The organism is Mycobacterium sp. (genome assembly GCF_032161845.1).
Taxonomy (GTDB): domain Bacteria; phylum Actinomycetota; class Actinomycetes; order Mycobacteriales; family Mycobacteriaceae; genus Mycobacterium.
Genome location: NZ_JAVRQA010000466.1, coordinates 1 through 2,931, shown reverse-complemented (window position 1 = coordinate 2,931; position 2,931 = coordinate 1). Strand labels below are relative to the sequence as shown.

Genomic DNA, 2,931 nt, shown 5'->3' with positions numbered 1-2,931 from the left:
TGCGCGAGATCACCGGTGACAACTTGTTCAACGAAGTCTTCTTCGACGACGTCTTCGTGCCCGACGAGATGGTGGTGGGCGCCGTCAACGACGGCTGGAAGCAGGCACGTACGACGCTCGCCAACGAGCGGGTTGCCATGTCGCATGGCACGGCACTGGGCAACCCGATGGAGGAATTGCTCAAGACGGTCGCGACGCTCGAGTTCGACGTCGCCGGGCAGGACCAACTCGGCGCGTTGATCGTGTCGGCTCAGGTTGGCTCACTGCTCGACCAGCGGATCGCGGAACTGGCCGTGGGGGGACAGGATCCAGGCCCGCAGGCCAGCGCGCGCAAGTTGATCGGCGTGCGCTACCGGCAGGCGCTGTCCGAGATTCGGATGGAGCTGGACGCGGGCGCGGGCGTCGTCCACAACGACACCGTGTTCGACTTCCTCAACGCACGCTGCTTGACGATTGCGGGCGGAAGCGAGCAGATCCTGCTCACCCTCGCGGGCGAGAGGCTGCTCGGTCTGCCGCGTTAGGTCCTGAGCTGGTGTTCTGGCGGCCAAGGGGAAAAGCACGGTCGTGCGGGCCCGTCTTGCCGGGAATAGCACGATCGTTCGCTTACGCTCGGGAACGTGAAGCCGCAGCCGAAGGGCCGACGCACGAGGACGGCGATCCTCGCCGAGGCAGCACGTCTCGCGACGGTCGACGGACTTGACGGCCTCTCCATCGGCGGACTCGCGACAGCGATCGGGATGAGCAAGAGCGGGTTATTCGCTCACTTCGGCTCGAAGGAGGACCTGCAGTTGGCGACGATCGCCTCCGCGCGGGAGACCTTCACCGCCGAGGTGTTCGTGCCTGCGCTCGATGCGCCGCAGGGCATTCGGCGCCTCTACGCGATCTGCGATGCCTTTCTGTCGCACATCGAGCGGCGCGTGTTTCCCGGCGGGTGTTTCTTCGCGGTGGCGGCCGCCGACGTTGGCACGCGGCCGGGCCCGGTGCACGATGCGATCGCCGCGCAACAGCGCGACTGGCTCGAACTCCTGGAGCGGCTCGCCCACAAGGCCATGGCGATCGGCGAACTCGACCCTCGCGATGACCCGGCGCAGCTCGCATTCGAACTCAACGCCGTCCTGGTGTCCGCCAGTACGTCTTTCGTCCTGCAGCGTGACCCCGTGGTGTTCGAGCGCGCACGTGCCGCGGTTCGTCGACGGGTGCCGCTGCCGCGCTAGGCAGCGCGGAAGGTCATCGCCTCGCCATTCATGCAGTAGCGCAGTCCGGTTGGCTTGGGACCGTCATCGAAGACGTGGCCGAGATGTCCGCCGCACCGCCGGCACAGGACCTCGGTTCGGCTCATTCCCAAAGTGCTGTCGGTCTTTTCGATCACGGCATTGTCGAGAGGCTTCCAGAAGCTCGGCCAACCGGTGCCGCTGTCGAACTTGGTCGTCGACGAGAACAGGTCGAGTGCGCAACCGGCGCAGGCGAAGACGCCCGTGCGGTGCTCGTCGTTGAGCGGGCTGCTGTACGGCGTCTCGGTGCCCGCTTGGCGAAGCACGTCGTACTGGTCGTCGTTGAGAAGCTTGTGCCACTCGGCGTCGGTGTGGGTCACTTCGAAGTTTCCACCCGAGGTGTCCGCGGAAGCCGGGTCGCGCAGCATGCTGCATCCTGCGAGGACGCCGGTAAGGGCGGCGCCGAGCAGGACGTGGCGTCGGCTCAGGACAGTCATGGGTCCACGGTAGGCCGCCGACGCATCAGGGTGGTGTTTCGTCAGCATCTGGTAACAACCGGAAGGACGGAAATGGTTTGTTCGCAGGCACACTGAAGTCATGGTGTTGAACGAGGCTGGCGTCGATGTGCCTGCACGGACGTCGCGTAGAGGACTGATCGTCGTGATCCTGGTGACCTGCCTCGCGCTGGCGGGTGTTGCCTGGGCCGTCTTCGGTCGGGCTCAGCCCGCAGGTGCCCCTGCGCTGTCCGCCTCGGTCCCGGCGCCGATCGTCGACGAACCGAAAGCCGGCGCGACAACGACCGAGACGGCAGTGCTCGCCGGTGGATGCTTCTGGGGCGTGCAAGGCGTGTTCGAGCACGTCAAGGGCGTGACCAGGGCGGAGTCGGGGTACACGGGCGGCACGACGGCGAACCCGACGTACGACGACGTCACCACGGAGACGACCGGGCACGCCGAGTCGGTTCGCATCACCTACGACCCCACCCAGGTGACCTACGGCCAGCTTCTGCAGGTCTTCTTCACCGTCGTGCAGGACCCGACCCAACTCAATCGGCAGGGTCCCGATGAGGGCACCAGCTACCGATCCGCGATCTTCCCGCAGGATGCCGATCAGCAGAAGGTCGCGGACGCCTACATCGCGCAGCTGACCAAGGCCGCGGCCTTCCCGGCACCGATCGTGACCAAGGTCGAGCCAAAGGGCGCGTTCTACCCGGCCGAGGCGTACCACCAGGACTTCCTGAACTCGAACCCCTCGTATCCCTACATCGCGCGATACGACATGCCGAAGCTGAATGGGCTCGAGCAGACGTTCCCGGCGCTGTATAGCGAGCAGCCCGTCTTGGTGGGAGCTGGCCAAGGCTGAACGACGTTTGCTGGCATTTGATCTTGTTGATCTTGAGCACAGGAATCGTGCAGCAGAAGCGGTGACCGGTCTACCTAGTTGACTTGATCATCCCAGCTAGAACGCAACTTATTTCGGCTGGCACATTTCTGTTCCGCATCTGTGACTTTTCTGGCAAACTCCCCTTGTTGGCCGTAAATTTTTGCAGTCGACACTCGATATCGACTCGAGCCTGGGGGGCTTAGCGATGAATGCAGGGTGGGTACAAGCGCGCACGCACGGGCGGCATCGCGCGAAGAATCGCGTGGTCCGGGACTGGCGGTTGGCGCCAACCGGGTACGGCGCGTACGTCGGTCGCGTTGGCGCATTGGCGGTGGCC

The 2,931-nt window shown here is 65.0% G+C and carries 4 protein-coding genes; 3 read left to right on the top strand and 1 reads right to left on the bottom strand.

Annotation, left to right across the window (positions count from 1 at the left end; translation table 11 throughout):
- Both QOD90_RS25410 and QOD90_RS25405 read left to right on the top strand, forming a co-directional pair.
- Positions 1-521 (top strand): acyl-CoA dehydrogenase family protein (locus QOD90_RS25410; RefSeq protein ID WP_526354288.1); only part of this gene is annotated, 521 nt, incomplete at its 5' end.
- Between the two features lie 96 nt (positions 522-617).
- Entirely contained in the window at positions 618-1,214 is a 597-nt protein-coding gene (locus tag QOD90_RS25405; RefSeq protein WP_526354286.1) for a TetR/AcrR family transcriptional regulator, read from the top strand.
- Here QOD90_RS25405 and msrB read toward each other — a convergent pair.
- Positions 1,211-1,708 carry a peptide-methionine (R)-S-oxide reductase MsrB gene (gene msrB, locus QOD90_RS25400; RefSeq protein WP_526354284.1) on the bottom strand — a complete coding sequence of 166 codons (498 nt, stop codon included), beginning with the start codon at positions 1,706-1,708 and terminating at the stop codon, positions 1,211-1,213. The two genes, QOD90_RS25405 and msrB, sit on opposite strands and share 4 nt — an antisense overlap.
- A gap of 100 nt (positions 1,709-1,808) precedes the next feature.
- On the opposite strand from msrB, the gene msrA reads away from it, so the two are divergent.
- On the top strand, positions 1,809-2,573 hold the full coding sequence (gene msrA / locus QOD90_RS25395) for a peptide-methionine (S)-S-oxide reductase MsrA (RefSeq protein ID WP_526354282.1): 765 nt from the start codon (positions 1,809-1,811) through the stop codon (positions 2,571-2,573).
- Positions 2,574-2,931 lie beyond the last annotated feature (358 nt).

What these genes read in the sequence shown, in the direction of transcription:
- msrA (WP_526354282.1), top strand. Translation starts at nt 1,809, where the DNA reads ATGGTGTTGAACGAGGCTGGCGTCGATGTGCCTGCACGGACGTCGCGT.
- msrB (WP_526354284.1), bottom strand. Translation starts at nt 1,708, where the DNA reads ATGACTGTCCTGAGCCGACGCCACGTCCTGCTCGGCGCCGCCCTTACC.